Below are 22679 nucleotides of genomic sequence, written 5' to 3'. Positions count from 1 at the left end.
CTTTCCTATCTCAGTTTCAGACTGGCAATGCCAATCAGGACCAGAACGACCGTGATAACCCAGAACCGGACAATCACTCGTGGCTCCGGCCAGCCTTTCAGTTCAAAGTGGTGATGCAGCGGCGCCATGCGGAATATCCGCCGCCCGGTCAGACGGAAGGACGCTACCTGCAGGATCACCGACACGGTTTCCATCACGAACACACCGCCCATGATGAACAGCACTATTTCCTGGCGAACAATCACCGCGACCACACCCAGGGCGGCACCTAGGGCCAAGGCACCCACATCCCCCATGAAGACCTGGGCCGGGTAGGTGTTGAACCAGAGGAAACCAAGCCCGGCGCCAACGAGTGCGCCGCAGAATACGATAAGCTCCCCGGTGCCCGGGAGATGCGGGATCAACAGGTAATTGGCGAACTGGGCGTGCCCGGACAGGTAAGCGAAGATACCAAGCGCTCCGGCGACCATCACCGTCGGCATGATTGCCAGGCCATCAAGGCCGTCCGTCAGGTTGACGGCATTGCTGCTGCCAACGATCACGAAATAGGTGAGCAGAATGAACAGCACCGGGCCAAGGGTGAGGGATACCTGCTTTACAAAGGGCACATACAGGGACGTCTCCTGGGGCAAGGCGGAACTGAAGAACAACACAACGGCCGCCGTAGCGCCGATAACCGACTGCCAGAAATACTTCCAGCGGGCCGGCAGGCCCCGCGGGTTACGTTCCACCACTTTGCGATAGTCATCAACCCAGCCGATTGCGCCGAACAGGAGCGTCACCAGCAGGGTGACCCAGACGTAGCGGTTACCAAGATCCGCCCAGAGCAGCGTACTGATGCCAATGGCCACCAGGATCAATGCGCCACCCATAGTCGGGGTGCCAGCTTTGCTGAGATGGGTTTGCGGACCGTCATCTCTCACCGCCTGACCAATCTGGTACTGGCTCAGCTTGCGGATCATCACGGGGCCGATGATCAGCGAAATCAGCAGCGCGGTGAGTGTGCCCAGAATTCCACGCAGGGTCAGGTACTGAAACACCGTCAGTGCGGAGAAATACTGTGATAGGACCTCTGTCAGCCAGAGCAGCATGAGTTATTCACCTTTTCTTTAATTCCCTCCACCACACGCTCCATGGCGGAACTGCGAGAACCCTTGACCAGCACTGTCAATGGTGTGTTTTTATCCCCAATCGCCGATTCAACGGCCTGCTCATGGCTCAGCCCGAGTTCCGTGGACTCGCCAAACCCGTCGGCATAACCTTCACAACCCGGCCCCACGGTAATCAGTCGATCGATACCATGCTCCCGGGCGCACACTCCAACTTCCCTGTGCAACGCATTTGCCTTGGCGCCAAGCTCTGCCATGGCACCGAGTACAGCAATCTTCTGACCTGCACGGCCGGCCAGCACCCCGAGCGCAGCTTTCATGGACGACGGGTTGGCGTTGTAACTGTCGTCAATCAGCGTCATTTCCGGCGACAACTCCAAGACCTGAAGCCGCCCTTTCACCGGCGCAACACTGGCCAGCCCTGCAACAATCGCCTGATCACTGGCACCCAACTCACGGGTGGCCGCGATGGCAAGCAGCATGTTGGTGATGTTGTGATCGCCCTCCAGGCCCAGCGTGACCCGGCATAGCCAGCCGTCCGGGCCGCTCACCTGAAAGGTTCTGGTTCCGGCGTCCTGGCCATCAATGACCGCGTGATAATCCGCCTCGGCGCCGAGACGGCTGACACCTGCGACGCGGCGGGCCCCGGCACGGGAGCGCCACTGCGCGAAGGCCGGATCGTCACCGTTGAGCACCATCAGCCCGTCTGACGCGACGCCGTCAATGATTTCGCCCTTGGCCAGGACAATATTCTCGTAGCTGCCAAACCCTTCCAGATGGGCCTCGCCAGCATTCGTGAGAATGGCAACGCGGGGCTTTGCCAGGGCGACGGTATGGGCAATTTCACCCAGCCCACTGGCACCCAGTTCAATCACGCCGTACTGGTGTTCGGGAGAAAGGCCGAACAGCGTAAGCGGAACGCCGATGTGATTGTTCAGGTTGCCTTTCGTTGAAAGCGTCTTGCCCATCTGCGAGAGAATGGCGGCGCACATCTCCTTGACGGTTGTCTTGCCGCTGCTGCCAGTGATCGCGAGGATGGCGGCTGTGCTTTCTTCACGATTGGCGGCCGCTAGCCGGGCAAGGGCCTCCAGCGTTTCATTCACTACCAACTGAGGCAGAGCCAGGTTGGTATCAGGCGTATCGACCACCAGGCCAACTGCGCCTTTATCCATGGCCTGTTGCAGGAAACGATGGCCGTCGAAATTTTCGCCGCGCAGGGCCACAAACAGCTGGCCAGGCTCGAGAGTGCGGGTATCAGTGGAAACTCCGGCGAAGCTCACCGACGCAAGGTCGCCCGAAGCGCACTGGGCGCCCAGCCAACCCTTGGCTTCCGCCAGCGAAAAGGCGCGCATCATGCCACACCCCCATTGAGTTTCAAGACGTGGCGAACCTGCTCCGCATCACTGAACGGGTATTTCTGGCCGGCGATTTCCTGATAAGCCTCGTGGCCTTTCCCTGCGATCAGAACTACGTCGTTCGGCGTGGCCGAGCGGATCGTCGACCGAATGGCCTCGGCCCGGTCATGGATAACAGAGACCCGGGCAGCGTCCGTGAAACCGGCGAGGATGTGCTCTGCAATTGTTTCGGGGTCCTCACTGCGGGGATTGTCATCAGTAACGACCACCCGATCTGCAAGCCTCTCGGCTTCCCGGGCCATTTCCGGACGTTTACCGGCATCACGGTCACCGCCGCAACCAAACACGCACACCAGTTCACCGGTAACGTGCGGACGCAGTGCTGTCAGAGCATTGGCGAGGGCATCCGGGGTGTGGGCGTAATCGACCACCACCCTGACACCATTAGCACCCACAAACCGCTCCAGCCTGCCCGGTGGCGGTGTGAGCCGACCCACAGCCTGCTGCACGCGCTCGATCGGCACGCCAAGCGTCAGAACCGTTGCCATAGCCGCCAACACATTGCTCGCGTTGAAACTTCCCATCAGCGGAACCGAGACAACAAACCGGCCCCACTCGCCATCGACCTCAGCTTCAAAGCCTTCGTCGGTTGGTCGGAATTCCCGTAACCAGAGCTCGGTCTGGGCCTCGTGCAGGCTGTAGCGCACCCGATCACATTTGCCGTCCAGCTGTTCGAAGAGCTGTCGACCAAATGGATCGTCAAAGTTGATTACCGAAAAATGCAGCTCTTCGCGCTGGAAAAGCTGCGCCTTGGCGGCACCATAGGCTTCCATGGAACCGTGGTAATCCAGATGATCCCGGGTCAGATTCGTGAATACAGCGCCGGTCATCGAGAGGTTATCCACGCGGCCCTGGTCAAGGGCATGGGAGGACACCTCCATCACGGCTGCCCGACCTTCCTGTTTCACGATCCGGGACAGCACCCGGTTAACCTGAACCGCATCCGGTGTCGTATGCGTCGCAGGCTGCAGGGCGCCGGGCATGCCATAGCCCAGGGTGCCGAGGATGCCGCAGGGCGTTCCCGTTTCCTTGAGCAGCTGTGCGACATACTGGCAGACCGACGTCTTGCCATTGGTTCCGGTCACGCCAATCAGGCGAAGCCGTTGCGACGGATGCTCGAAAAAGCGATCAGCGATTCGCCCCACCAGACTGCGTAGGCCAGCGACAGGTACGATCAAGGCACCGTGGTGTTCGGTGCACTCTCCCGCCTGCTGCGCTTCCAGGAGGATGACCGTTGCGCCCGCTGCAATCGCCTTATCGACATAGAAGTCAGCCGGCGTTCGGGCGCCCGAGAGGGCGATAAAGGCATCGCCGGAGGCGACTTCCCGACTGTCGGTTTTCAGTCCGTGGATGGTCACGTCGAACACCGACGGAACCGCTACGATACCCTGCAATAACGTGCTGAGAGATGTGATGCACATAGGCCTACCCTCGCTCTCCGGATGCAGAAGCAGCCATTTCGGCCTCTCCCACTTCCAGTTCAGGCTTCACATTCAACAGTCGCAGTGCGTCACTCATTACCCGTGAGAATACTGGCGCGGCCACTTCACCACCGTAGTATTCTCCGGACTGCGGCGCATCAACGGCCACAACCGTAACCAGCCTCGGGTTATCAATAGGCGCCATACCGGCAAAAATCGCCTTGTACTGGCTATCCTCGTAACCCTGGGCCCCAACAAGATGAACAGTCCCAGTCTTGCCGCCAGCCGAGTAGAATCCAGGCTGGGCCCGCTTACCGGTACCCCTTGAAACGGCCTCGCGCAGCATATTGCGAACCTGGAGGGTGACCTGCTCCGAGAGCACTCGCTGCCCCTCCGGCTTCTTGTCCTGCCGGACCAGGCTCAGGGGATAGCGCACGCCACCATTGGCGATCACCATATAGGCCTGGGCCAGTTGAAGAGCGTTCACGCTCATACCGTATCCGTAGGACAGTGTCGCCTCTTCCACGGGGCGCCACTTGGGCGGCGATGGCAATACGCCCACGGCTTCGCCGGGAAAACCGATCCCCGTTGGCTGGCCAAGTCCCAGACGGGCGTAGAGATCACGAATCACATCGCCGCCAAGGTCGGTAGCAATCCGGCTGATTCCGACGTTGCTGGACTTGACGATGATCTCGGTCATATCCATGACGCCATAGTTGCGATGATCCCGGATGGTGAAACGACCGAAACGGCGAAAACCCGGGTTGGTATCAATGGTGCTGTTAACCGAGTAGCTGCCGGATTCCAGAGCCGCCGCCATGGTGATCGGCTTCATGGTTGAGCCTGGCTCGAACAGGTCGGTGATAGCCTTGTTTCGAAGATTTTCCGCTGCGAGCTGACTGCGGTCATTGGGGTTATAGGACCCCTGGTTGACCATCGCCAGGACCTCACCGGTATCCACGTCGAGCATGACCAGCGTACCCCCTCTGGCATTATGAGCCGCCACCACAGCCTTGAGTTCCCGATAGGCCAGGTACTGGAGGCGCAGGTCGATGCTGAGGGCGAGGTTCTGGCCGGGGCTGGCATCGCGAATCAGGGTCAGATCCTTGATAACCCGGCCGCGGTTGTCTTTCAGGACCCGCTTCCGGCCGGTTTCACCGGACAGCCACTGGTTGTAGGCGAGTTCGATCCCTTCCTGCCCGCGTTCGTCGATGTCGGTGAAGCCCACAACGTGAGCAGTCACTTCGCCGGCGGGGTAATAGCGACGGTACTCCTGACGGGTGTATATCCCGTCAATCTCCAATTCGAGAACCTTTCTGGCCAGATCCGGCTGAACCTTGCGGCGCAGATAGATGAATTCCCGCCCGGAGTATTCTTCGAGACGCTGCCGGAGAGAGGCTTCATTGATATCGAGCAGCCGCGCAAGGTTGGTGAGTCGCGCCTCGGAGGGATTGGCTTCAGACGGATTCGCCCAGATGGTCTGCACTGGCGTGCTGACGGCCAGCGGCTCGTCATAACGATCGGTGACAACACCACGATGAGCATCAATACTCTCAACCCGGATCGTACGGACATCACCCTGCTTGCGCAGGAAATCATTATCCACGACGTGGAGGTCGACCAGGCGCCAGCCAAGCACACCCACCACCAGGAGGAAGACGCCCACGACGGAGCCAAAACGCCAGGCTGCCAGCCCGGACGCCAAACGCTGCCCCCATGTTGTCTTCTTTCCCTGATCGGACACGTCGATCACCCTGAATCGTTGTTGTTCTCGTTGATTACCGGCTGGTGACCGGCGACATCAGTGGCACCAGCACAATATCCTGACGTCCCGGCACCACCATGCCGAAACGCTCAGCCGCCAGCTTTTCGACCCGGCCATGAGCGCTTAACGCACTCTGCTCGAGCAGAAGCTGGCTCCATTCGCTCTGATAACGGTCGCGCTCGGACTGAAGTTGCGACAGCGTGTTGAAAAGCTCCCGGTTCTCGTGGGCACTGACCACCACGCCAATAGAGGAAGCCAGCAACACGGCGACCAGACCAAGCGAGACAAGCACCTTGCCCTGCTTCGTGGCAGCGAAAACCTGCCTTGAGATACGGACCGCGGTTGCAACACCGTCCCGGACCTTCTGCTTGTTGAGCTTCGCCGTTTTTACCGGCTCTTCAATGGCAACAGCGCCCATGGTTACGCGCTCCCCTGCGAGTTTTTCCTGATATCGGTGCGTTCGAGCACCCGCATGACTGCGCTGCGGGCACGTACGTTGTCACTTACTTCTTCGGCGCCGGCCTTGCTGGCTTTGCCAACGAGCCGGAAATCCGAGGCTTCCTGTTCCGCGGTTACGGGCACCCCTTTGGGCAGCTGTGGCCCGCGCGCCAGATCCCTCATGAACCGCTTGACCAACCGGTCTTCCAGCGAATGAAAACTGATGACCACCAGACGCCCTCCAGGAGCGAGGTGGTCAACAGCAGACTGAAGACCCACTTCGAGATCTTCCAGCTCCCGGTTGATAAAAATCCGGATTGCCTGAAAGGTCCGGGTAGCCGGATGCTTGTGCTTTTCCTTTTTCGGGACCGCCTCGCTGACCAACTCTGCCAACTGGCGAGTGGTTTCGACGGGCGCTTCCTGCCGACGCTCGACCAGTAGCCGGGCAATGCGCCGCGAGAATTTCTCTTCGCCGTAACGGAAAATCACGTTTGCGATATCCGACTCGTCCGCTGTTGCAAGCCATTCGGCGGCGCTGGGCGATTGTTCGGTATTCATGCGCATGTCCAGTGGACCATCACGCATGAAACTGAATCCACGGGAGGCATCATCAAGCTGCGGCGATGACACGCCGAGATCCAGCAACACACCATTCACTGTCTGCCAACCCTGACCGACCACCGCAGCGCCCAGCTCCGCAAACGAACCGTGGAAACTGTGGAACCGGTTATCCTGGGCTTCCAATTCCTTCGCCGCGCGTATCGCCTCGGGATCCTTGTCGATACCCAGCAACCGCGCCGACGGGCCGAGGCGACCGAGAATCAGGCGGCTGTGACCACCCCGTCCAAAGGTGCCATCCACGTAATAACCGTCGGGGTCGTTGACCAGATAGTCGACCGCCGAATCCAGGAGCACCGAGCGATGCGAGTACGCTGCCCCGGCCTCCTGGTTGCGATCGGTGGTCATAAGGACAGCGCCTCCATCTCGGGCGGCATGTCTTCGTCATCAGAGGATTCATCCAGCCAGGCAAACCAGCGCTCTTCACTCCAGAGCTCTAGCTTCTTGCCTTGCCCGATCAACATCAGCTTTTTCTCCAGATGGGCATAGCTTCTAAGAGTTGGTGGAATCAGAATGCGCCCGGCCGAATCCAGCTCCATGGGCGCAGCATTACCCAGGATCAGGCGCTGCAGCCGCCGGGCCGCCTTATTCATGTTGGGAAGCGCCTCGATTTTAGGCCGTAGAACTTCCCATTCGGGCTCCGGATAGACCAGCAGACACCGCTCCTCGTCAGCGTTTGCTGTCAATACAATGCGCCCACCACAGGCCTGCGCGAGCTCTTCGCGCACCTTGGAGGGGATCGCCAGGCGACCCTTCGCATCCATATTGATGGCATGACTGCCGAGAAAATTACTCATTCACGCTGTCTCTGGGTGCCCAATATCCACAAAAAACCACTAGAAACCACTTTTTCCCACTTCTGCACACTATAGAAACACGCAATACACAATGCAAGCGCCGCAAACAGCGCCACACTTGCAAAAGTTCCTTTTATGACAAGAGGTTACGGAGGCGGATTCGATGAAATGGTGAGATTACGGAAAAGAAAAGAAGTAAAATCAAATACCTGCAAAAAAGTCTGAAGACTGCAAGTGAGGTTTAAGATTTTTTGGCTATAAAGGACATCTGTTGAGAATGACGAATGTCACAGGAAGGGAAAAGAGCGAGCTCGCCGATAAGCCGGGTTCTGTCTTGGACAGTCATTCATCTAGGGTCTGCGTCACCACAGACCTCAAGCAACCTACCCGAATCCAGCGCGGGCCACGCCATTGGATTCCTATTTGGTCTTGCTCCAGGTGGGGTTTACCATCGCCGTGGACTGTTGCCAGCCACGCGGTGCGCTCTTACCGCACCGTTTCACCCTTACCGGCGCCCGAGGGCGCTTAGGCGGTATACTTTCTGTTGCACTTTCCGTCGGCTCGCGCCGCCCAGGCGTTACCTGGCACCTTGCCCTATGGAGCCCGGACTTTCCTCCCCCGGAAAACCGGCGGCGACTGTCTGGCGAGCTCGGGCGAGACAATACTCCTGCGCCCAAAGCCTTGCAAGGGAAAACGCCACTGTACTCAGCTGTCTTTCAGCGCCAGTGCGCGCTGGTACAGCTCATTTTTCGACAGACCGGTCAGTTCTGAGGCCATTTTGGCGACCTTCTTCACCGGAAGCTCTGCCAGCAAAACCCGAAGCACACGGTCCACATCCATGGTAGCCGCGTCATCATTGCCAGGTTGCGCCATCGCACCTCGAACCATGACCACGAACTCCCCACGGGTTCCGTGGGGATCCTGCTCCAACTCTGCCAGAACCTCCGCAACCGAACCGGAATAGAAGGTTTCGAAGGTCTTGGTGATTTCCCGCCCCAGAACCATCTCACGATCCTCGCCCAGCACCTCAGCAATGTCCCGTACCGACTCCAGAATCCTGTGCGGCGATTCATAAAACACCAGAGTGGCCGGCTCGCTGGCCAGCGGCTCAAGACTGGCCCTGCGACCCGAGCGCTTGGCAGGCAGAAACCCCACGTACAGAAAGCGGTCCGTCGGCAGGCCGGCCGCGCTCAGAGCCACTACCAGTGCACAGGGCCCCGGAATCGGGCTCACCCGATACCCCGCAGCCCTGGCGTCTCGCACCAGCACGTATCCGGGATCGGAGATAAGCGGTGTACCGGCGTCGGAGATCAGCGCCACATCGCGCCCGGCCTTAAGCTCAGCGAGGATCCCGGCAGCGCGATCTTTTTCGTTGTGGTCATGCAATGCGATCATTCGCTTCTGAATGCCCAGATGGCTCAATAGCCGGCCACTGTGGCGCGTATCCTCTGCCGCGACCACGTCCACGTGGGCGAGGGTCCGGGTTGCTCTTGGAGATAGATCATCAAGGTTGCCAATCGGGGTGGCAACAACGTAAAGAGTGCCGCCCGGTTCATCCCTGCGGCTATCGGACGACGGGTAATCGCTGACCTCGTTTTTCAAAGCGTGTGCCTCTGTGATGGGGTATCCGGGAGCGTGACAGTTACGTCATGTGAATTAACCCCGGAGCTGTTAAACTTGCCAGCGTTAGTCTGGCGCTACAAGCCCAATCATCCGGAGTATGTCGAGCCTGCCATGTTAAATATCCGTATTCATCAACGAGCCCTGGCCAGCGTGTTTACTGCCGCCCTTTTGTCGGCGGGCTGCGCCACCGTCAATCTCGAAACCCACGTCGCGCAAACGGCCGACCAGGCCCTCGAGCTTGCCGGCAACGAAGATAATATAGAGACCGCCCAGGCCTACCTCCTCCGGATCGCCAGCAGGTTCCAGGACCAGGGCAACCACGTGGCAGCACGAACGCTACTTCAAAGTTCGCAGCTGGCGCAACCGGCTGCGGACCTTGGCAACCAGAAACTCCTGCTAGCCATGGCAAGCGCCAAGGCCCTTGAGGACGAATCCTGGGCAGAGGCGCTTGCCGCCGAACTCACGCCGTCGACCTTTATAGACTACCCGGCCGACCTGATGGCACGGGCCGCCAACCTGCAGGCGGACACTTATGACCTGGCGGGCAAGCCGATGCCTGCTGCCATGACCCTTATCCTCCTGGCCCAGACGGATAACACCGCGGATGCGCAACAGATTCATAACCGCATCTGGTCCCTGCTGGAGAAGGTACCGGGCACCGAGCTGAGCTCGGCCTCTGCTGAAGCGATTGGCTATGAGGCCCAGGGCTGGCTGGAGCTGGCAAACCTGGTGCGCACTGCAGAAACCGGCATAGACGAGCAGGGCCGACTCATCCGGGGTTGGCAAAACAACTGGCCCGGCCATCCTGCCGCCCAGGTTCTGCCCTCGGAACTCCAACTGATCGCTACACTGGCGGACAGCCGTCCGGAAAAAATCGCTCTTGCCCTGCCTCTCCAAGGCCCGCTGGCAACGGCGGGCAAGGCCATCCGGGATGGCTTTCTGGCAGCGTACTACCTGGATGACACTGCTGACCGGGGCAAAACCGACATTCGGATCTTTGATACCGCCGGCACGTCTTTCAGCGAACTTTACAAGCAACTATCGGAACAGGATATCGACCTGATTGTCGGCCCGCTGGAAAAAGAGGCACTGGCCGGACTGGGTTCAATGAATACGCTGCCCGTACCCGCTCTCGGGCTGAATTACCTGCCGGCGGATACCAAGCCCGCTGACGGACTCTACCAGTTCGGTCTCTCGGCAGAGGACGAGGCCCGGCAAATTGCCGACCGGCTTGCCGCAGAACAGCTGCGCCAGGTTCTGGTGCTTATCCCCGGCGGCGAATGGGGCGATCGCGTTGAGGCTGCGTTGCTGAAACGCATGGCGTCCCATGAAGGCGTTGCCCTGGATATCGAGCGCTTCTATCGGGAAGACAACCTCAGGGCGGTAACGGCTGACCTGCTGGGCATTACCGTTTCGCGCGACCGGGCCATCCAGGTTGAACGCACCATTGGCATGAATGTCGAATTCGAGCCACGTCGCCGGCAGGATGCCGACGCCATCGTCATGGTGGCAGAGCCCACTGTTGCCCGACAGTTCAAACCGCTTTTCGCCTTCTATTTCGGCGGGGACCTGCCTGTGTACTCGCCTTCCATTATCTATGAGGGCACACCCGCACCTTCACGGGACCGTGACCTGAACGGCGTTATTTTCACTGATATTCCCTGGGTACTGGGCGACGACAATGAGCTGCGTACGCGAGCTACCGAAAATCTGTCCGGAACCCGTGGCCAGCCCGGGCGCCTTTTCGCCATGGGCGCCGATACGTGGCACCTGAGCAAACGCCTGCCGTTGCTGAAACAGGTGGAAAGCGCCTCGATATCAGGCCAAACAGGTGTGCTGACCATGACACCCGAGGGCAGCATCCATCGGGAACAACTCTGGGCCCAGTTCCGCAACGGCGCTCCTGAACTCATCCCTGAACCGGTAACCGAAGAGGGAGAGATGGAAGGCGCTCAAGAGGAAGCCCCACCTCTCAGCGAATAACACCGAAGGAGAAAGGCAGTAGCCATGGATGGCACCAAAACCCTGGGTAACCACTTTGAGGGCGTTGCAGCCCGCTACCTCGCCAGTCGGGGCGTCCGGATTATTGAGCGCAACGTCTACAATCGCGGCGGCGAGATTGATCTCGTCGGACAGGAAGGTGAGACTCTCGTATTCTTCGAGGTCCGCTATCGGGGCGCTGGCAGCCTTGTAGATCCTGCAAGCTCCATCAATTACCCCAAACAGAAACGCCTGATTCGTGCAGTCTCGTTTTACCTGCACAGGCACGGGCTCTGGAACAGCCTCTCACGGATAGATGTGGTTGCCATCAGCCCGGGTACCGTCAAAAAATACCGGGTACAATGGATCAGGAATGCAATTCTGGCAGGATAGTGATACCGAAAATGACCGACACCGAACACCAGATCAACCAGTGGTTCGCAAGCCATATGGAGCATACCGCGCAGGCCGCGAGTACTGCCGGCCCTGCTATCGAGGAGGTTGCCAACGCCTTCGTGGAAACTCTGCTCCAGGACGGGAAAATAGTTACCTGCGCCAACGGTAATGCCAACATTCTGGCCCAGTACTTCTGTACCGCGCTTCTGAACCGTTTCGAACAGGACAGGCCGGCACTGCCCGCCATCAATCTCGGCGCCGACGCAACGACCTATTCGGCCATCTGCCGGGATAACCGTTTCAACGATACCTTCTCGCGTCAGGTCCGGGCGATTGGCAAACCCGGGGACCTGTTGTTCGTGATCGTCGACGATGGCCACAAGGCAAATCTTATCCAGGCTATCCAGGTTGCCCATGATCGGGAAATGAGTGTTGTGGTTCTCAGTGCCAGGGAGAAATCGGACATAACCTCTTTGTTGCATCCGGAGGACCACGAAATCGCCCTGAACGATCTCAGTCCCACGGAGGCTACACCTCTGCTACTGCTCATCATCAATGCCCTTTGCGGGCTTATCGACGCAAAAATCTTCGGGGGATAAAAAAAGCCAGCGTAAGCTGGCTTTTTCAAAACGAGTGCGCTGGCGTTATTTCACAACCTTGAGGGTAGGCCTGCCAGAGGGGCGATCCTCCTGACCAGGTGACGCCTGCTCACCATCGCGCTCCTTCGAGGTACCGTCAGGATCGGGAGAGCCCGGCTCACTGCCGAAGACCATGCCCTCGCCGTTTTCCTTGGCGTAGATTGCCATCACCGCCTGCAACGGAATAAACACCTGCATGGGCACGCCACCGAAACGGGCACTGAATTCCAGCGCTCCATTCCCGATGACCAGGCCGCGCACGGCGCCCGGGCTGATATTCAGCACAATCTGCCCGTTCGCGACATGCTCTGTCGGCACCTGCACACCCTGAATGCCTGCGTCCACTACAATGTAGGGGGTACAGTCATTGTCCAGAATCCACTCATTGAATGCTCGTACCAGGTACGGACGGCTGGACGTCATGGTGTTTTTACTCTCAGCCACTGCCACTCTCCTGCTCCGGCAAGCGGAACGTTACCAAATCAGCTGCGAATGTCTTCTTCCAGATCGGACAGGCTTGCCTTGAAGCCATCCCGACTGAAGATGCTCTCCATGTACTTCTGCAGCGGCTTGGCCTGCTTCTCATTCAGCTCAATACCCAGCGACGGAAGACGCCACAGGATGGGAGCAATGCAACAGTCCACAATGGTGAACTCTTCAGACAGGAAAAATGGCATCTCACCAAACAGCGGCGCCGTTGCCAACAGACTTTCCTTCAGCTCTTTGCGAGCTGTGTCGGACGCCTTGGCGTTCGGCTGAGCCAGAATCTGGTCGACCAGGCCACACCAGTCTTTCTGGATCCGATGGATCATCAGACGGCTGTTGGCTCGCGCCACAGGATACACCGGCAATAAAGGCGGATGCGGGAAACGCTCGTCGAGGTATTCCATCATGATGTTGGGCTCATAGAGCACAAGATCACGATCTACCAGCGTCGGCAGGGCGTTGTATGGGTTCAGGTCCGCCAGTTCAGCCGGCGGGTTATCCGGATCCACATCAACGATATCGACGGTAACACCCTTCTCTGCCAGAACAATACGCACCCTGTGGCTGTAATGGCTGGCCGGATCCGAGAAAAACGTCATTGATGACCGCTTGGTCACAACGCCCATAGAACTACCTCACGAGTAAACAAACCGAAATGATCCTGAAAAAACGCAAAAATCCAGCGGGCCGGTTATGCCCGCTGGAACTCAGGGGACGGGATTATACCCTATTTCTCAGTGTACGTCCTTCCAGTACTCACGATTGAGCAGGTAAGCGAACACGAAGAAGATGGCCACAAAGATCAGAACAAAGATCCCCAGACGCTCACGCTCGAGCTTGACCGGATCCGCCATGTACGACATGAAGTTGGTCAGGTCGTACATCGCCTGGTCGAAGTCGGCTCCAGACATGCTGCCTTCGATTGCGTACTCCGGGCAAGCATCCGCGTTGTTGATATTCCCACTCAACGGCTCAACGCTGGCCGGCGTTCCGATTTTCGGTTCAACGGCGCAGAGGCCCTGCAAACCAACCAGAACATGGGGCATACCGACATTCGGGAATACCACGTTATTAACGCCCAGCGGACGGGACTCGTCCTTGTAGAAACCGCGGAGGTAGGAATATACCCACGCTTCGCCACGCAGACGGGTTTCGAGCGTAAGATCCGGTGGCGGAGCACCGAACCAGTCAGCCGCCATGTCTTTGTTCATGGAGTTTTTCATCAGCTCGCCAATTTTGGCGCCGGTGAAGATCAGGTTTTCCTCATACAGCTCATCGGGAATTTCGAGATCCTCAGCCACACGCTTGTAGCGCGCGTACTCCATGGAATGACAACCCATGCAATAGTTGGTAAAGGTTGCCGCTCCGCGCTGGAGAGATGCCTTGTCAGAGTGATCTGACTCGAAGCTGTCCAGCGGCACGGTTGAACCCGCTGCCAGCCCGAGAGCTGGCAGGACCGCGATGAAAAGACCAAAAATCAGCTTTCTCATTATCCTGTCACCCTCTCTGGAACTGGCTTGGTTTTCTCCATGCGCGTGTAGAACGGCATGAGGATAAAGTAGAGGAAGTACAGCACCGTCAGAACCTGGGCAACCATTGTGCGGCCTTCGGTAGCGGGTACAAGACCGAGGTAGCCGAGGATCACAAAGCTCACCACGAAGATGGCCAGTGCAATACGGCTCAGCCAGCCTTTGTAACGCATGGACCGTACCGGGCTCTTGTCCAGCCAGGGCAGTACGAACAGGATGGCAATTGCCGCACCCATTACAACAACACCCCAGAACTTGGCGTCAAGACCGAACAGGTCGATCGTCACCGCACGCAGCATTGCGTAGAACGGAGTGAAGTACCAAACGGGCGCAATATGATTCGGTGTTTTCAACGGGTTTGCCGGCTCGAAGTTCGGCTTCTCGATGAACAACCCGCCACCTTCCGGGAAGAAGAATACAACAATAAAGAAGATGAAGAAGAAAACGCCCACGCCGAGCAGATCGTGCACGGTGTAGTAAGGATGGAACGGAATTCCGTCTTTGGGGATGCCGTTTTCGTCCTTGTTCTTCTTGATATCGATACCGTCGGGGTTGTTGGAGCCCACTTCGTGCAGTGCCAGGATGTGAAGCACTACCAGGCCCAGCAGAACGATCGGCAGTGCCACTACGTGCAGCGCGAAGAATCGGTTGAGGGTAATACCTGAAATCAGGTAGTCACCACGAATCCAGAGAGAGAGGTCCTCACCGATCACGGGGATAGCCCCGAACAGGTTAACGATAACCTGCGCTCCCCAGTAGGACATCTGGCCCCACGGCAGGAGATAGCCCATGAACGCTTCAGCCATCAGGATCAGGTAGATCAGCATACCGAAGATCCAGATCAGCTCACGCGGCTTCTGATAGGAGCCGTACATCAACCCCCGGAACATGTGGAGATAGACCACAATGAAGAAGGCCGAGGCACCGGTAGAATGCAGGTAACGCAGCAGCCAACCCCACTCGACATCACGCATGATGTATTCAACGGATGCGAATGCGCCTTCCGCCGAAGGGTTGTAGCTCATGGTCAGCCAGATTCCCGTGACCAACTGGTTCACGAGAACCAGCATCGCGAGGGAACCAAAGAAGTACCACAGGTTGAAGTTTTTCGGCGCGTAGTACTTGCCAAGGTGCTTGTTCCAGGCATCAATGACCGGAAGCCGTTCGTCTACCCAGTTGAGTAACTTGCTCATTACGCTGCCTCCGGATCAAGACCAATCGTGAGGGTCACATCATCGTCGTAACGATAGGGCGGCACCTCCAGGTTCAGGGGAGCAGGCTGCGCTTCGAAAACCCGGCCGGCCATATCGTATCGTGAACCGTGACACGGACAGAACAGGCCGCCCAGCCACTCGTCACCCAGGTCTGCCGGAGCAACTTCCGGGCGATAGGATGGAACACAGCCAAGGTGGGTACACAGACCTACAAGCACGGCAAATTCCGGCTTCAGCGAGCGCAGGATGCCATCGATATACGGCGGCTGCTGCGGCGCTTCGGACTGGGGATCTTTCACCCGGTCATTCAGCTTCTCGATATTTGCGCGCATTTCTTCGGTACGGCGGATGATCCAGACCGGCTTGCCTCGCCATTCAACAGTAATCTGCTGGCCCGGCTCGATCTTGCTGATATTGACGGTTACCGGTGCACCGGCCGCTTCCGCTTTTGCACTGGGATTCCATGACCCCAGGAACGGAACCGCCGCACCGACGACGCCGACTCCACCCACCACAGACGTAGCACCGATCAGAAACCGGCGCCTGCCTTGGCTCACGTCGCCATTACTCATTATGGTTTTCTCCCATCAGGCGATGTCACAGCCCGCAACGCAGCCGGCAATGTGCATCTAAAAGGACTTCACAACCCAAAAATATAAGCGCCCAAATGGTAATGAAATTACCAAGGGCTTACAAGTCGGAAAGCCGCCACTGGCGCTCCATCCCTGTTCCAGATCAATTTGCTGACAAATCACTGGAACATAAAAAAACCCGACCGAAAAGGGCCGGGTTTTCCAGGATCTGCTCCAGCGGAATTAACGCTTGGAGTACTGAGGACGCTTACGCGCCTTGCGCAGACCCACTTTCTTACGCTCAACTTCACGTGCATCACGGGTGACATAACCCGCTTTACGCAGCGCCGGGCGCAGAGTTTCGTCGTAATCCATCAGAGCGCGGGTCAGACCGTGGCGAATTGCGCCGGCCTGGCCACTGATACCACCACCCTTAACGGTAATGTTGATATCAAAACGATCGGTAGACTCGGCAACCACGAGGGGCTGACGAACGATCATGCGCAGGGTCTCGCGACCGAAGAAATCTTCGATGGTGCGACCGTTGATGGAGATGTTACCGCTTCCCGGCTTGATAAAAACCCGAGCCGTGGATGTCTTGCGGCGACCAGTACCGTAATTTTGTGCTACAGACATATCCGCCTTCCGTTAAATGTCGAGTTCTTTGGGCTGCTGGGCTGCGTGAGGGTGCTCAGCGCCGGCATAGATTTTCAGCTTCTTGAACATGGCGCGACCGAGCGGTCCCTTCGGAAGCATGCCTTTGACAGACTTCTGGATGATTTGCTCGGGTGCCTTGTCGACCAGCTTCTCGAAGTTGATGGATTTGATTCCACCCGGAAAGCCGGTATGACTGTAGTACATCTTGTCAGATGCTTTCTTGCCGGTAACCCGCACCTGGCTGGCGTTGATCACTACAATGTAATCGCCAGTGTCTACGTGGGGGGTGTACTCAGGCTTATGCTTGCCCCGCAGACGAAGGGCGATTTCGGTTGACAGACGACCCAGCGTCTTGCCGGCTGCGTCTACAACGTACCAGTCACGTTTTACTGTTTCTGGTTTCGCACTCAGAGTCTTCATTGATTCCGCCTTGAACGCTATATAAGAAACGTTAAAAACCACCGCCGGTAAATGCAAGGCATCCGGAGGGGGTTCCATACCTGTGTTGCGTTGCCATCATTCGGGGCTGAGATAATGACATCGCCTTGAAAAGCCAGGGCGCGAAGTATACTCGAACCACCCAGGAAAGCCAACCCTGTGTGGATTCGTTTCGTTATTCCCCTATACCGGCAGTCGCCCAACCGTACAGCCGCGACACGTTATCCAGAAGCGCCGGCGCCAGATGCTCCGGCGACGTGCCACGGAGCTCCGCGAGCGCGTCCAGAATATCCGGCAGATAGCGTGGGGAGTTCTCTCCCTGTGGCACGCCTTCCGGCGCCATGTCCGGGGCGTCTGTCTCAAGCACCAGCGCCTCCAGTGGCAATTTTGCGACTGCGTCGCGGGTCTTTCGGGCCCTGGGATGGGTGATCACGCCCCCTACCCCGATAAAGCACCCAAGATCGACCAGCTTTGCGGCCTGCTGAAAGCTTCCGCTAAATCCGTGAATCAGGGCTCGACCCTGCCACTGGCGACGATTGAGCACACCGTGAACTTCGTCATGGGTCTTGACGGAGTGGATCACCAGCGGCAGATTCAGTTCGTCAGCCAGCGCCACCTGGGCTTCAAACCAGGGCCACTGCGCTTCGAGACTTCCCCGGATTCGATCGAGTCCGCATTCACCGATTGCCACACAGCGGTCGGGACGACCCTCCAGCCGCCACCTAAGCTCGACCAAGTCTGCCTCCGAGTGCTCTTCCACAAGCCAGGGGTGAATGCCGAGACAGTAAAACAGACCATCATGAGCCAGCGCCGTCTCGCGGACGCGGTCCCAGTCCGCTCGCCGGACACCGGGTATCACCAGCCCCCGGAGTCCGCGCGATCGGCCCTGCTCAAGCTCTTTATCGCGGCGGCCATCGAACTGGGGAAAATCGAAATGGCAATGGGCGTCGATCAACTGCACAGTCACCTCCGCCCGGAACCGTTAATGCTCCCGGGTCTTGTGGAACTGGATGTCCGGATACCGCTCCTGAGCCAGGTTCAGGTTGACCATGGTCGGAGCAATGTAGGCCAGCCTGTCACTCCCATCAAGGGCCAGGTTGTCGTTGTTCTTGCGCTGGAACTCGTCAAGCTTGCGCTCATCGCTGCAAGTGACCCACCGCGCAGTAGCCACGTTAATTGGCTCGTAGATGGCCTCCACCTTGTATTCGCTTTTCAGGCGACTGACCACCACATCGAACTGCAGCACACCGACCGCCCCGACGATGAGATCGTTATTCCGAAGCGGCCTGAACACCTGCACGGCACCCTCTTCGGACAGCTGGATCAGCCCTTTCTGGAGCTGCTTGGCCTTGAGGGGATCCTTCAGGCGAATCCGGCGGAACAATTCTGGCGCAAAGTTGGGGATGCCGGTGAACTTCATGTCGTCGCCGGCGGTAAAGGTATCACCCAACTGAATGGTGCCATGGTTGTGCAGGCCGATAATATCGCCGGCAAACGCCTGCTCGGCGTGTTCGCGGTCGCCGGCCATGAACGTCAGCGCGTCGGAAAACCGCACTTCCTTGCCAATACGGACATGGCGGGCCTTCATACCCTGGTTGTAACTGCCGGAGACAATGCGGAGGAAGGCAACACGGTCACGATGCTGTGGGTCCATATTTGCCTGAATCTTGAATACGAAGCCCGAGAACCCGTCCTCGGCCGGCTGGACCAGTCTCTGGTCGGTTTCCCGCGGTTGCGGCGCCGGGGCCCACTCCACCAGACCATCGAGCATGTGGTCCACGCCGAAGTTACCCAGTGCGGTACCAAAGAAGACTGGCGTCAGTTCACCGGCAAGAAAAGCTTCCTGGTCAAACTCGTGGGACGCGCCTTTGACCAGCTCAATTTCATCACGCAGATCGCCGGCGTAAGCGCCAATCGCCTGATCAAGCTCGGGATTGTCCAGCCCGGAGATAACGCGCCTGTCCTGAATCATATGGCCCTGGCCGGACTGATACAGAATAACCTCGTCCCGAAGCAGGTGATAAACCCCTTTGAAGCTCTTGCCCATACCGATGGGCCAGGTGATCGGTGCACAGGCAATTTTCAGAACTTCCTCAACCTCGTCCATCAGCTCCACCGGATCCCGGGTGTCCCGATCCAGCTTGTTCATGAACGTGATAATCGGCGTATCCCGCAGCCGGGTAACCTCCATCAGCTTGATGGTCCGTTCCTCGACACCCTTGGCGCTGTCAATAACCATCAGACAGGAGTCCACCGCCGTGAGCGTGCGGTAGGTGTCTTCCGAGAAGTCTTCGTGGCCCGGCGTATCCAGCAGGTTTACCAGCTTGCCACCATAAGGAAACTGCATGACGGAGGTGGTTACCGAAATACCCCGCTCTTTCTCCATTTCCATCCAGTCGGACTTGGCATGCTGGCCAGACTTCTTTCCCTTGACGGTACCGGCCTTCTGGATTGCCTGCCCGAACAAAAGCACCTTCTCGGTAATCGTGGTCTTACCGGCATCCGGGTGCGAGATAATGGCGAAGGTGCGGCGCTTGGCCACTTCCTGGGAAAGGTTAGACATAATCGAAAAGCAACCTGAATCTGAAGTTCTGGAAAAGGCGGCCATTATAGGCCCTATGCCGCTGTGACGCTAACTCGCACTGCAGTGATCACTGGCCGAGGGCAAGCATCAGGACCCGGGCATCCTCCCGCCCACTGGCAGACGGATAATACCCGGGGCGCTGGCCGATCTCGTGAAAGCCTTCATTCTGGTACAACGCGATAGCGGCATGATTGCTGTCCCTGACTTCGAGCAACAGCTGAGCCATACCTTCATGAGCTGCGGTTGCCAGAACATGCCTCAGAAGATAGCGCCCCACCCCCTCACCGCGGGCTCTCGGGTGGACGCAGATATTCAGCAAATGCGCTTCATCAACCATGTAGGCCACGACAGCGTACGCGGTGAGTTTGCCCCCATGGCAGGCACCCCAGAGCCGGTAGTTGTCCTTGAAACAATCCAGAAACACCGATTCGCTCCAGGGGTGCGAATAACCCTGGCGCTCTATATCGAGCACATCCGGGACATCCTCGGGCACCAGGGGGCGCACAATAAGATCGGCATCAAGAACTTTTCGGTAGGTTTCCGGATAAGGCATTAACGGGCGACCAGAGGCCGTATCTGTTGCCACAGGGAGCGCTTCAATGTCGGGTTGCCGGCAATCTCAGCAAGGGTGTGCGGAAACCGGACTGCTGCGTCGTGTCCAAGGGCTTCGCTCAGCCAGCTTTTTTCTGCATCCTCTCCACCCTGCAAGACGACAACCTGCTGACGTTCCAGGCCCGACAGAACACTGCGCATCACCTCAACAAAGTCATGGCCGGAGTTCCCGGGCACCAACAGATTGTTGAAGATAGGCCAGGAGACTTGCCCGAGCACTTGAGGCCGCTCCTCACCAAGGCTCTTGAGAATATTCAGTGCGAGGGTTTCCTGCAGTCGACTGCTGGCATCCGCAGACATGCCTCCGATCAGTACCGCCCTTTTTCCCGCCCAGATCATGACGTTAACGCTTTCAGAGGGAATCCCGGCAGGCTGCTCTGACATCTCCTCTGGCGCTGCGGGCTCCGGAGAGTTCGCAGCGTCATCCGACACGGCAGGCGATTGGGGAGGCTGTCGGGAGGCGTTGCCTGGCGCGACAGCCTCACCTTCCATCAAGGCCTGAAGATCCGCTATTCGGGCCACGCCTTCGGTTCTACCTGGGCCCGTCGGTTTACGCGGCGCAGGGCGACCGGCATCTCTTGCCGGACTGGGTATGGTTTCAGAAGTTCCAGGCATTGGCTCCGGAACCTGACTCTCCTCGGGAAACTCAAAATCCGGGCTTGGCGCCGCGCCGGGCAACGGTTGCCGGGCATACCACATGCGTATCCCCGCTGCTCCCAGATAAAACTGACGCTCTGCTTCCGATCCAATCATTACCTTCGCCTGTCGCGACTCACCGAATAACCATTCTCACACATCCGCGACCTGGGGATGCTGTCGAATTCCGCCCTTGCTGATCAGGTTCAGGGCCTCAATGTAAGCCTTGGCGGACGCGATGATGATATCAGTATCAGCACCCACGCCGTTAACGATGCGGCCACCGCGCTCCAGGCGTACCGTCACCTCGCCCTGGGCATCGGTGCCGCTGGTAATGTTGTTTACGGAATACAGCTGGAGATTGCAGCCCGAATCCACCAGAGATTCGATTGCCTTGAACGTGGCATCGACCGGCCCGCTGCCCTCGGCTTCAACCTTGTGCTCTTTGCCGTCTACGCTCAGCGTGAGATTGGCTTTGGGCACGACTCCGGTCTCCGAGCAGACCTGCATACAGACCAGGCCATAACGGCCGTCTTCCTCTTTCTGCCGGGTATCGCTGGCAATCGCCTGAAGATCCTCATCGAAAATCTCATGTTTCAGATCTGCCAGCGCCTTGAACCGTGTAAAGGCCTCATTCAGCTCCGTCTCGGTCTCAAACTGAATTCCGAGCTCCAGCAATCGGGTACGGAAGGCGTTCCGACCGGAGTGTTTGCCCAGGACGAGGCTGTTGGTATGCCAACCAACGTCCTGCGCCCGCATGATCTCATAGGTCTCCCGGTGCTTCAGAACCCCATCCTGGTGTATCCCGGATTCATGGGCAAAGGCATTGGCGCCGACGATAGCCTTGTTGGGCTGTACCGGAAAACCGGTGATTGTAGAAACAAGACGAGACGCCGGCACGATGTGCTGGGCATCAATGCGGGTATCGATATGGAACAGATCCTGGCGGGTACGAACCGCCATGACAATTTCTTCGAGCGCCGCGTTACCGGCCCGCTCACCCAGCCCATTGATGGTGCACTCTACCTGACGGGCTCCCTGGGAAACCGCCGCCAGGGAGTTCGACACAGCCAGTCCCAGGTCGTTGTGGCAATGCACCGAAAAAATGGCCTTGTCCGCGTTTGGAATCCGGTTCAACAACTGACGGATGGTTTCACCGAACTGCTCGGGAATGGCATAACCGACCGTATCCGGGATATTGATCGTGCTGGCACCGGCATCGATGGCGGCCTCGATGATCCGGCAGAGGAAGTCCAGTTCGGAACGTCCGGCGTCCTCGCAGGAGAATTCGACGTCGTCGACATGACTCCGCGCACGTTTCACTGAGCGAACCGCCTGCTCAATCACTTCATCCGGCTGCATCTGCAGCTTGTGCTTCATGTGAATGGGCGACGTGGCTATAAACGTATGAATACGCCCGCGCTGTGCCGGCCGGATAGCTTCTGCCGCGCGATCGATATCCTTGTCGAGCGCCCGGGCTAGACTGCAGATCGTTGAGTCCTTGATGGACTCGGCGATCGCTTTCACCGCCTCGAAATCGCCCTGGCTGGCAATCGCGAATCCTGCCTCAATAACATCCACCCGGAGCTTTTCCAGCGCTTTCGCAATGCGGAGCTTCTCGGCTTTGTTCATGGTGGCACCGGGGCTTTGCTCGCCATCACGGAGCGTTGTATCGAAGATAACCAGGTGATCAGTGGCAGGCATTGGCAGGCTCCATTCTGAGATGTCGTTCGTTATGGGGAGAGTATATC

General features: G+C 58.2%; 23 protein-coding genes and 1 other RNA gene. 3 read left to right on the top strand and 21 right to left on the bottom strand.

Going from position 1 to position 22679, the window contains the following annotated elements; all coding sequences use genetic code 11:
- Positions 1-5: 5 nt before the first annotated feature.
- The 9 genes from mraY to rsmI all read right to left on the bottom strand — a co-directional run bounded on the left by mraY (position 6) and on the right by rsmI (position 9165).
- Complete coding sequence (gene mraY, locus HP15_RS02810) at positions 6-1091, bottom strand: phospho-N-acetylmuramoyl-pentapeptide-transferase (protein ID WP_008176520.1); 1086 nt, start codon at positions 1089-1091, stop codon at positions 6-8.
- A complete protein-coding gene (locus tag HP15_RS02805; RefSeq protein WP_014576101.1) occupies positions 1076-2464 on the bottom strand; it encodes a UDP-N-acetylmuramoyl-tripeptide--D-alanyl-D-alanine ligase in 1389 nt (462 codons plus the stop codon). The genes mraY and HP15_RS02805 overlap by 16 nt, the downstream gene beginning before the upstream one ends.
- Positions 2461-3945: a UDP-N-acetylmuramoyl-L-alanyl-D-glutamate--2,6-diaminopimelate ligase gene (locus HP15_RS02800; protein ID WP_041644967.1), complete on the bottom strand. Its 1485-nt coding sequence runs from the start codon at positions 3943-3945 to the stop codon at positions 2461-2463. Before HP15_RS02800 ends, HP15_RS02805 begins: the two co-directional genes overlap by 4 nt.
- Positions 3946-3949: 4 nt before the next feature.
- Positions 3950-5689: a peptidoglycan D,D-transpeptidase FtsI family protein gene (locus HP15_RS02795; RefSeq protein WP_041644965.1), complete on the bottom strand. Its 1740-nt coding sequence runs from the start codon at positions 5687-5689 to the stop codon at positions 3950-3952.
- A 34-nt stretch (positions 5690-5723) separates the two neighbouring features.
- The gene (gene ftsL, locus HP15_RS02790) at positions 5724-6128 is read right to left on the bottom strand and encodes a cell division protein FtsL (RefSeq protein ID WP_014576098.1); all 405 of its coding nucleotides are present in this window, start codon (positions 6126-6128) and stop codon (positions 5724-5726) included.
- Between the two features lie 2 nt (positions 6129-6130).
- Positions 6131-7114, bottom strand: coding sequence for a 16S rRNA (cytosine(1402)-N(4))-methyltransferase RsmH (gene rsmH, locus HP15_RS02785; RefSeq protein WP_014576097.1), 984 nt, complete (start codon positions 7112-7114; stop codon positions 6131-6133).
- The gene (mraZ, locus tag HP15_RS02780; RefSeq protein ID WP_008176533.1) at positions 7111-7563 is read right to left on the bottom strand and encodes a division/cell wall cluster transcriptional repressor MraZ; all 453 of its coding nucleotides are present in this window, start codon (positions 7561-7563) and stop codon (positions 7111-7113) included. The genes rsmH and mraZ overlap by 4 nt, the downstream gene beginning before the upstream one ends.
- A 302-nt stretch (positions 7564-7865) precedes the next feature.
- An RNA gene (gene rnpB / locus HP15_RS21760) (RNase P RNA component class A) lies at positions 7866-8215 on the bottom strand.
- Positions 8216-8268: 53 nt separating this feature from the next.
- Positions 8269-9165, bottom strand: coding sequence for a 16S rRNA (cytidine(1402)-2'-O)-methyltransferase (gene rsmI, locus HP15_RS02775; RefSeq protein WP_014576096.1), 897 nt, complete (start codon positions 9163-9165; stop codon positions 8269-8271).
- 75 nt (positions 9166-9240) lie between these two features.
- Between rsmI and HP15_RS02770 the strand changes: the two genes are divergently transcribed.
- Genes HP15_RS02770 through HP15_RS02760 form a run of 3 tightly spaced genes read left to right on the top strand, consistent with a single transcriptional unit; the run spans position 9241 to position 12161 of the window.
- Entirely contained in the window at positions 9241-11169 is a 1929-nt protein-coding gene (locus tag HP15_RS02770) for a penicillin-binding protein activator (RefSeq protein ID WP_227499690.1), read from the top strand.
- Between the two features lie 24 nt (positions 11170-11193).
- Positions 11194-11559, top strand: a complete 366-nt coding sequence (locus HP15_RS02765) for a YraN family protein (RefSeq protein ID WP_008176539.1) — start codon at positions 11194-11196, stop codon at positions 11557-11559.
- Between the two features lie 11 nt (positions 11560-11570).
- Positions 11571-12161 carry a D-sedoheptulose-7-phosphate isomerase gene (locus HP15_RS02760; protein WP_008176542.1) on the top strand — a complete coding sequence of 197 codons (591 nt, stop codon included), beginning with the start codon at positions 11571-11573 and terminating at the stop codon, positions 12159-12161.
- 45 nt (positions 12162-12206) lie between these two features.
- Here the strand turns inward: HP15_RS02760 and HP15_RS02755 are convergent, their stop codons facing one another.
- The 12 genes from HP15_RS02755 to HP15_RS02700 all read right to left on the bottom strand — a co-directional run bounded on the left by HP15_RS02755 (position 12207) and on the right by HP15_RS02700 (position 22632).
- Positions 12207-12623, bottom strand: a complete 417-nt coding sequence (locus tag HP15_RS02755) for a ClpXP protease specificity-enhancing factor (RefSeq protein WP_169702205.1) — start codon at positions 12621-12623, stop codon at positions 12207-12209.
- Between the two features lie 59 nt (positions 12624-12682).
- Positions 12683-13312, bottom strand: coding sequence for a glutathione S-transferase N-terminal domain-containing protein (locus tag HP15_RS02750; RefSeq protein WP_014576091.1), 630 nt, complete (start codon positions 13310-13312; stop codon positions 12683-12685).
- A gap of 108 nt (positions 13313-13420) precedes the next feature.
- Positions 13421-14176 carry a cytochrome c1 gene (locus HP15_RS02745; protein WP_014576090.1) on the bottom strand — a complete coding sequence of 252 codons (756 nt, stop codon included), beginning with the start codon at positions 14174-14176 and terminating at the stop codon, positions 13421-13423.
- Entirely contained in the window at positions 14176-15408 is a 1233-nt protein-coding gene (locus HP15_RS02740; RefSeq protein ID WP_014576089.1) for a cytochrome b, read from the bottom strand. Before HP15_RS02740 ends, HP15_RS02745 begins: the two co-directional genes overlap by 1 nt.
- Positions 15408-16001: a ubiquinol-cytochrome c reductase iron-sulfur subunit gene (petA, locus tag HP15_RS02735; RefSeq protein ID WP_014576088.1), complete on the bottom strand. Its 594-nt coding sequence runs from the start codon at positions 15999-16001 to the stop codon at positions 15408-15410. The genes HP15_RS02740 and petA overlap by 1 nt, the downstream gene beginning before the upstream one ends.
- Before the next feature lie 243 nt (positions 16002-16244).
- Positions 16245-16637 (bottom strand): 30S ribosomal protein S9, encoded by a 393-nt coding sequence (rpsI, locus tag HP15_RS02730; protein WP_008176554.1) that lies wholly within the window; start codon positions 16635-16637, stop codon positions 16245-16247.
- A gap of 12 nt (positions 16638-16649) precedes the next feature.
- On the bottom strand, positions 16650-17078 hold the full coding sequence (gene rplM / locus HP15_RS02725) for a 50S ribosomal protein L13 (protein WP_008176556.1): 429 nt from the start codon (positions 17076-17078) through the stop codon (positions 16650-16652).
- Positions 17079-17271: 193 nt separating this feature from the next.
- On the bottom strand, positions 17272-18057 hold the full coding sequence (locus HP15_RS02720) for a TatD family hydrolase (protein WP_014576087.1): 786 nt from the start codon (positions 18055-18057) through the stop codon (positions 17272-17274).
- A gap of 21 nt (positions 18058-18078) precedes the next feature.
- A complete protein-coding gene (gene prfC, locus HP15_RS02715; RefSeq protein ID WP_041644961.1) occupies positions 18079-19659 on the bottom strand; it encodes a peptide chain release factor 3 in 1581 nt (526 codons plus the stop codon).
- 88 nt (positions 19660-19747) lie between these two features.
- Complete coding sequence (rimI, locus tag HP15_RS02710; RefSeq protein WP_014576085.1) at positions 19748-20233, bottom strand: ribosomal protein S18-alanine N-acetyltransferase; 486 nt, start codon at positions 20231-20233, stop codon at positions 19748-19750.
- Positions 20233-21045, bottom strand: coding sequence for a 2-isopropylmalate synthase (locus tag HP15_RS02705; protein WP_041644959.1), 813 nt, complete (start codon positions 21043-21045; stop codon positions 20233-20235). The genes rimI and HP15_RS02705 overlap by 1 nt, the downstream gene beginning before the upstream one ends.
- Before the next feature lie 36 nt (positions 21046-21081).
- Positions 21082-22632, bottom strand: a complete 1551-nt coding sequence (locus tag HP15_RS02700; RefSeq protein WP_014576083.1) for a 2-isopropylmalate synthase — start codon at positions 22630-22632, stop codon at positions 21082-21084.
- Positions 22633-22679 lie beyond the last annotated feature (47 nt).

Source organism: Marinobacter adhaerens HP15 (assembly GCF_000166295.1).
GTDB classification, from domain to species: Bacteria; Pseudomonadota; Gammaproteobacteria; order Pseudomonadales; family Oleiphilaceae; genus Marinobacter; species Marinobacter adhaerens.
Note: the sequence above shows the minus strand (reverse complement) of the source record. Positions and strands in the feature narration are given on the sequence as shown.

Coding starts and splice junctions, on each gene's coding strand:
- HP15_RS02740 (WP_014576089.1), bottom strand. CDS start 15,408: ATGAGCAAGTTACTCAACTGGGTAGACGAACGGCTTCCGGTCATTGAT.
- HP15_RS02800 (WP_041644967.1), bottom strand. CDS start 3,945: ATGTGCATCACATCTCTCAGCACGTTATTGCAGGGTATCGTAGCGGTT.
- rimI (WP_014576085.1), bottom strand. CDS start 20,233: ATGCCTTATCCGGAAACCTACCGAAAAGTTCTTGATGCCGATCTTATT.
- HP15_RS02755 (WP_169702205.1), bottom strand. CDS start 12,623: ATGACGTCCAGCCGTCCGTACCTGGTACGAGCATTCAATGAGTGGATT.
- mraZ (WP_008176533.1), bottom strand. CDS start 7,563: ATGAGTAATTTTCTCGGCAGTCATGCCATCAATATGGATGCGAAGGGT.
- rplM (WP_008176556.1), bottom strand. CDS start 17,078: ATGAAGACTCTGAGTGCGAAACCAGAAACAGTAAAACGTGACTGGTAC.
- HP15_RS02705 (WP_041644959.1), bottom strand. CDS start 21,045: ATGATTGGATCGGAAGCAGAGCGTCAGTTTTATCTGGGAGCAGCGGGG.
- HP15_RS02750 (WP_014576091.1), bottom strand. CDS start 13,312: ATGGGCGTTGTGACCAAGCGGTCATCAATGACGTTTTTCTCGGATCCG.
- HP15_RS02700 (WP_014576083.1), bottom strand. CDS start 22,632: ATGCCTGCCACTGATCACCTGGTTATCTTCGATACAACGCTCCGTGAT.
- HP15_RS02745 (WP_014576090.1), bottom strand. CDS start 14,176: ATGAGAAAGCTGATTTTTGGTCTTTTCATCGCGGTCCTGCCAGCTCTC.
- HP15_RS02760 (WP_008176542.1), top strand. CDS start 11,571: ATGACCGACACCGAACACCAGATCAACCAGTGGTTCGCAAGCCATATG.
- ftsL (WP_014576098.1), bottom strand. CDS start 6,128: ATGGGCGCTGTTGCCATTGAAGAGCCGGTAAAAACGGCGAAGCTCAAC.
- petA (WP_014576088.1), bottom strand. CDS start 16,001: ATGAGTAATGGCGACGTGAGCCAAGGCAGGCGCCGGTTTCTGATCGGT.
- HP15_RS02765 (WP_008176539.1), top strand. CDS start 11,194: ATGGATGGCACCAAAACCCTGGGTAACCACTTTGAGGGCGTTGCAGCC.
- prfC (WP_041644961.1), bottom strand. CDS start 19,659: ATGTCTAACCTTTCCCAGGAAGTGGCCAAGCGCCGCACCTTCGCCATT.
- mraY (WP_008176520.1), bottom strand. CDS start 1,091: ATGCTGCTCTGGCTGACAGAGGTCCTATCACAGTATTTCTCCGCACTG.
- rsmH (WP_014576097.1), bottom strand. CDS start 7,114: ATGACCACCGATCGCAACCAGGAGGCCGGGGCAGCGTACTCGCATCGC.
- rpsI (WP_008176554.1), bottom strand. CDS start 16,637: ATGTCTGTAGCACAAAATTACGGTACTGGTCGCCGCAAGACATCCACG.
- HP15_RS02805 (WP_014576101.1), bottom strand. CDS start 2,464: ATGATGCGCGCCTTTTCGCTGGCGGAAGCCAAGGGTTGGCTGGGCGCC.